A 4,937-nucleotide genomic window follows, 5' to 3' on the forward strand; every position below is an offset into this window, starting at 1 on the left:
GGGCGGAAGCTCCATAATGAAGGGTGTGGCTTCGCCCTTGAGGAGCGTCTTCTTGAGCACGAGACCGGTCAGCACGGCGATTGCGATGCCGATGAGGTAAAGCCCGAAGACCACGTTCTGCGCACCTTCCGGGAAGAAGGCGGCGGCGAACAGCACGTACACCGGCAGGCGTGCGCCGCACGACATGAAGGGCGCCATGGCGATGGTCATCAGGCGGTCGCGACGGTGTTCGAGGGTGCGCGTGGCCATGATTGCCGGCACGTTGCAGCCGAAGCCGACGATCAGCGGAACGAAGCTCTTGCCTGGCAGCCCCACCCAGCGCATGAAGCGGTCCATCACGAACGCAGCCCGCGCCATGTAACCGGAGTCCTCCAGCACCGACAGGAACAGGAACAGGAAGCCGATCACCGGGATGAAGGTGGCGACCGTCTGCAGGCCACCACCGATGCCGCTGGCGAGCAGCACGTTGGCCCATTCCGGCGAGCCCACGCGCTCCAGCACCTGCTTGGAGCCATCGACGAAAATGGCCGCCGCGAACTGGTCGAAGAAGTCGATGAACGCACCGCCGATGTTGATGGTGAACATGAACATCAGGTACATCATCACCAGGAAGATCGGGATGCCGAGCGCGCGGTTCAGCACCACGTGGTCGATGCGGTCGGTCATGTCCCGGCTGGCACGGCCGCTCACCTTGACAGTGGCACTGGCGATGCGATTGGCGAGGCCGTAGCGGGCGTCGGCGACGAGGATGTCGAGATCGTCGCCGAGTTCCTTCGCCTTGTCTGCCGCCTGCGCGGCGAGTTCCGGTCCGGCTGCCGCGCGGGCGAGGTCGTCGCCTTCGAGCAGGCGCACGGCGAGCCAGCGCGGCGAGGTCGAGTGCGTGCGGGCCGCAGCCTCGAGCCGCGGCACGATCTCGCCGATCGCGCGCTCCAGGCCTTCGTCATACGCGATCTCGGCCGTCGCCGCCTGCCGCGACTTGACGGCTTGGCGAATCGCCGTCTTGAGCGCGTCGATGCCGCGACCTTCGGAGGCCACCACTGGCACCACCGGGCAGCCGAGGCGGCGCGACAGGGCGGCCGCGTCGACCGACATGCCCTTGTCTTCCGCGACGTCGACCATGTTGAGCACCACCAGCAGCGGCACGCGCATCTCGGCGAGCTGACTCGTGAGATAGAGGTTGCGCTCCAGGTTGGCCGCGTCGACGATGTTGATCACCAGGCTGGCTTCGCCCGCGTGCACATAGTCGCGCGCGACCTTCTCGTCGAGGGAGACCTCGCGGTCCACCACGTCGAGCGAGTAGGTGCCCGGCAGATCGACCACTTCGAAGCGCAGGCCATCGTGCTTGTATTCACCGCTCTTCTTCTCGACGGTGACCCCCGGCCAGTTGCCGACCTGCTGGCGCGAGCCGGTGAGGGCGTTGAAAAGGGTGGTCTTGCCGCAGTTCGGGTTGCCGACCAGGGCAATCGTGCAGGTGGTGCTGGTAGTCATCACAGTTTCTCCACGCTCAGGGCATCGGCCTCGTCCTTGCGCAGCGACAGGGCAAAGCCGCGCACACGGATTTCGACCGGATCTCCCATCGGCGCCACCCGCGTTACGCTGAGTTCTGCGCCGGGCGTCAGCCCCATCGACAGGAGCTTGCGGCGGTAGGCACCGCCGGCTTCCGAAAAGCCGCGCACGCGGGCGCGGTCACCGACTTTGAGATCTCTCAAGGTGTTCATGTGCAGGTTCGCCTCCGGTTATCGCGAGGAGCCATCGGACTTGCCGGCCGCCGCGGGTAGTGTGCGGATGTACATCACGATCTTCCAGATGTCCGACTCGCTCAGATAGTCCTGGTAGGCGCGCATGCTGGTTGCGCGCGGCTTGCCGACGCCCGGGCGTTCGATGAGTTGTGCACCCTGACGAGCCGGCCAGTGGAAGTCGCCGGAGCCGTGCAGGATCACGTAGAACATCTGCCCGTCGGTGATCTCGGCCATGGTCGGCTGGCAGATGAAATTGCGCGGCGGAGGATCGAGATCGACGCCGTCCTTGCCGGCCGCGTCACCCTTGAAGCCGTGACAGTTGACGCAGGCAATCGGCTTCGCATCGCGCTCGTACAGCAATTTGCCCTGTTCGATGTCGGTGGCCGTCTTCGGCAGCGGATTCACGAGCTTCTGAAAGCTCGGCGGCGCTGGGTCCGTGTCGCGCTGCTGCGGGCAGCGCAGGAGCGGTGCGCCGACCTCTTCGGCGCGTGTCATCGGGGTTTGCTTGTTGCTGGCGGAGCATGCGGCCAGACCCGACAGCATCAGAGCCGGGATCAGCCGCCGCCATACATCCGCTGGGGATGACATTTTGTGGGTCCTGTTCAGTAGACGATTCGGGTACGCATGCCGAGCACGAGTGCGTTGTCGATCGTGGGATCGGTGCCCGGGTTCACGATGTATTGTGCGTCGACCTGCATACTGAGCCAAGGCAGGACGGGTACCCAGTAGGTTGCTTCGATGGCTGCTTCGAGGTCGCGGACCGGATTCCCCGCGAGTTCCTGTGCAGTCTTGTAGCGCGAGCCGTTGATCGGGACGGACACGCCGAGGGCGGCGACGTCCTCGTCGCGGCCGGGAAAAAAACCAGTGTAGGCAAAGCCGCCGGCTGCGTAGTACTGGACCTGGTTCACGTTCTGGTCGGCCATGCCGACGCGGATGAAGGCGGAAAGACCCTGGGTCGGCTTGCCCTGCTCCGTGTACAGTGCGCCTTCGAGCAGCGCATAGACGCCCGGCTTGCTGAACGTCTGCTGCGGGTTGCCGTTGGCATCGACCTGCAGGATGTCGTCGAACGGGCGGGTGTAATACCACATGCCCACGGCGGCATGGATGAAGCCGCCCTCGTCGACGCCACGCGTGCAGCCGACCTCACCGAGCGTGAGCATGCCTTCGTCGCGGTTCAGGATGACGTGTGTGCCATAGGGGTCGTTCGGATTGCCGGCCACACCGTCGACGAGCGCCACCTGCGCGTACCAGTTGGGGGTTGGATGGAAGCCGACGCGCACGCCGAGGCAGGAGGTGGAGTAGATGCAGGGGCCGTTGCGTCCGCTCTGCGACAGATCGACACCAGTGCCGAAGCCGCCGTTCATGAGGACGGCCGCCGTTTCCTTCACGTCGAACTCGGTATCGACCGCATACATGCCGGCGCGGATCGAGAGCATCTCGTCGAAGAAGGTGGGCTCGATCCATCCCTCGAAGAGTCTGATGGTGCCCACGCTGTTGCCGAGGTTGCTGGGCGCGTTCAGCGAGCCCGTACCCTCCGTCGGGTCGCGCCCGTACATGCCGAGTCCGCGAAAGAAGGCGAGGGTCCTGCACCAGCCGAAGAGGCGATCCAGATCCAGAGTGAGCGTCGCTTCGACTAGGCCCGGCGCGTAGGTCCGGCGCGCGAGACCGCCGCTTACCACCGTCTGCACGTCGTTGAACGTGGTAAGCCCGAACCGAATCGCGTTTTCCTCCAGCTTGGTGCGCATTCCGCACTCGCCGGTCAGCGTCACGCGCTCGATCAATCCTACCTCTGGGTGGTCTGCTTCGGTCGGTTCTTCCGGCGCGGACATCGCAGCGGGCTCCTCCGCCGTGGCCGGACCGTCTGCTTCCTGCCGCTCGGCTGGGGCTTCCGTTCCCCACGGTGTGACCGGCTCTGCTGCCACCGGAGCGCGGTCTTCCTCGGGTACGAGATCTTGCGCGTTCACGTGTGGCGCGGCCTCGATGGCGAGTATGAAGAGGGCGATCGCCCAGAGGCTCGTCCGGAAATGTGTTTCGAATGCGGCGGCGAGCGCAGGCCAAGCGCCACCGCCAGAAGGGTGGTTACACATCTTTTGTTTGCTCCCATCATGATTCAGATCGTACAGACCAGAATCCTGTGGGCCATGCCACCACCGAGCGCAAAACGGGTTTCGCCCCGCCTGACGACCAGACCTGCCCCTTGCCGATGGCATATGGTGAGTTCGCTGCCGACGGCGAGACCCATCTCGGCGAGCCGCCGGGCGAGCCCGGCACCGCCGTTGATCGCAACCACCCGCACGGTGGTGTCCGCGTTGGCCGCCGCGAGCGGAAAGGCGGGGGACTGGGTATCGGCCTTCATGTGGGCTTCCTGGTCATTTAACGCGAATCGTTTCGCTTTGCGGTTAAATTTTTTTGGTGTCAGCTGTGCAGCCCGGCTCCCGCCAGGGCGCGCAGCAGGATGGCGATCGTGCTGCCGTTGTGCAGCATCGAGGCGGTCACCGGGGGCACGACGCCGAGCGCGGCGGCCGACAGGATGGTCGTGTTGAGGCCCATGGTGAGCTTGAAATTGCTGGCGATCAGCGCCTGCGTGGCGAGCGCCAGGGCCTTCGCGTCGGCCACCCGGCCGATGTCGTCTTCGAGCAGCGCGATGTCGGAGGCGAGCCGCGCGATGTCCGCGCCGTGGTGCATGGAGATGCCGACATGGGCACCGGTAAGCGCCGGCGCATCGTTGACGCCATCGCCGACGAAGGCGATGCGTGCGCCCTGGTTCGCGAGGTCGGCGAGAATCTCGGCCTTCTCGTGCGGCAGCAGGCCCGCGTGGAACGCGTCCAGGCCGAGTTCCTGCGCCATTGCGGCGGCGCGTTCCGGGTGGTCTCCGGTCAGCATCAGAACGCGCCTGGCGCCCAGTTCGCGCAGCCGCGCGATGGTCGCCTTGCTGTTGGGGCGCAGCGTATCCCTGAGCGCCAGCACGCCCAGCAGCTCGCCGCCGTAGCCAATGTAGAGCAGGGTCTTGCCCTCGTGGTGGAGGCGTTCGATCGTTCCCGTATGCGCGGCCGTGGGGATGCGCTCGTCGTCCTCGACGAAATGGCGAGATCCGACCACGATGCGGCGGCCATCGACCACACTCGCCACCCCGTGAGCGACGATGAACTCGACTTCCTTGTGGTCGAAGTGGTGCGGATGGTCGAGGCGGTGGGCGGC

General features: G+C 65.7%; 6 protein-coding genes. All 6 read right to left on the bottom strand.

From position 1 onward, the window contains the following. The coding region (gene feoB / locus JNK68_07715; GenBank protein ID MBL8540244.1) for a ferrous iron transport protein B at positions 1 to 1,488 on the bottom strand (1,488 nt) is incomplete at its 3' end. Next, a complete protein-coding gene (locus tag JNK68_07720; GenBank protein MBL8540245.1) occupies positions 1,488 to 1,718 on the bottom strand; it encodes a ferrous iron transport protein A in 231 nt (76 codons plus the stop codon). The genes feoB and JNK68_07720, both read right to left, overlap by 1 nt. 18 nt (positions 1,719 to 1,736) lie before the next feature. Then, on the bottom strand, positions 1,737 to 2,234 hold the full coding sequence (locus JNK68_07725) for a c-type cytochrome (GenBank protein MBL8540246.1): 498 nt from the start codon (positions 2,232 to 2,234) through the stop codon (positions 1,737 to 1,739). Between the two features lie 107 nt (positions 2,235 to 2,341). Beyond that, positions 2,342 to 3,826: a carbohydrate porin gene (locus JNK68_07730; protein ID MBL8540247.1), complete on the bottom strand. Its 1,485-nt coding sequence runs from the start codon at positions 3,824 to 3,826 to the stop codon at positions 2,342 to 2,344. 23 nt (positions 3,827 to 3,849) lie between these two features. After that, on the bottom strand, positions 3,850 to 4,095 hold the full coding sequence (locus JNK68_07735) for a ferrous iron transport protein A (protein ID MBL8540248.1): 246 nt from the start codon (positions 4,093 to 4,095) through the stop codon (positions 3,850 to 3,852). A gap of 59 nt (positions 4,096 to 4,154) precedes the next feature. After that, positions 4,155 to 4,937, bottom strand: a 783-nt coding sequence (locus JNK68_07740) for an HAD-IC family P-type ATPase (GenBank protein ID MBL8540249.1), incomplete at its 5' end; no start/stop codon positions are given.

The organism is Betaproteobacteria bacterium, from assembly GCA_016791345.1.
Taxonomy (GTDB): domain Bacteria; phylum Pseudomonadota; class Gammaproteobacteria; order Burkholderiales; family JAEUMW01; genus JAEUMW01.

Bases quoted from the DNA above. Each gene is read 5' to 3' on its own strand.
- JNK68_07720 (MBL8540245.1), bottom strand. From the start codon at position 1,718: ATGAACACCTTGAGAGATCTCAAAGTCGGTGACCGCGCCCGCGTGCGC.
- JNK68_07725 (MBL8540246.1), bottom strand. From the start codon at position 2,234: ATGACACGCGCCGAAGAGGTCGGCGCACCGCTCCTGCGCTGCCCGCAG.
- JNK68_07730 (MBL8540247.1), bottom strand. From the start codon at position 3,826: ATGTGTAACCACCCTTCTGGCGGTGGCGCTTGGCCTGCGCTCGCCGCC.
- JNK68_07735 (MBL8540248.1), bottom strand. From the start codon at position 4,095: ATGAAGGCCGATACCCAGTCCCCCGCCTTTCCGCTCGCGGCGGCCAAC.